Origin of the sequence: Shigella sp. FJ200513 (genome assembly GCF_040495915.1) — a bacterium.
Lineage (GTDB): Bacteria > Pseudomonadota > Gammaproteobacteria > Enterobacterales > Enterobacteriaceae > ECMA0423.
In genome coordinates this window covers 1-482 of sequence record NZ_JBDYCV010000286.1, presented here as the reverse complement: position 1 = coordinate 482, position 482 = coordinate 1, and the positions used below count along the sequence as shown (strand labels likewise).

Sequence of the window (482 nt, the reverse complement as noted above, 5' to 3'; positions counted from 1 at the left end):
CACGGGAATATCTGCGGCAGCGGGCTTGTAATGGGTTAAGTGATAACAGATGTCTGGAAATATAGGGGCAAATCCATTCACCAACCACAACCACACCACTGATTGAAATAGTTCTAGGTGAACGCATTACATTATCTGTTACAGTCTGCCCTGATTGCATATTTTGAGTGGTAACCATCATAGGGCTATCAAATTCCATGTTTTCAGTTGCTGATAGTGACAAGAAATTATCTGGTTGGCCTTGTAGATGGAAGTAAACACCATCTTTGCCAGTGTAACGAAGCTGATTAGAGTAAATCATTAAATTCTCTTTTGATTTCAAAGACTTAGCGCATTTTAATCATTTTTAACCAAGCCTTTGATATATAAGTATTTTCTCTGTTAAGCGTGAGCTACGTAAATTCTATGAACCGCCCCGGGAATCCTGGAGACTAAACTTCCTGAGAAAGAGGTAAACAGGATGACTAAAAATACTCGTTTTT

Annotated in this window: 1 pseudogene; it reads right to left on the bottom strand. The window is 38.8% G+C overall.

Annotated features, from left to right (window positions below):
• Positions 1-79 precede the first annotated feature (79 nt).
• Positions 80-301, bottom strand: a pseudogene (locus ABZJ92_RS22270) (phage baseplate protein); the annotation flags it as partial.
• Positions 302-482 lie beyond the last annotated feature (181 nt).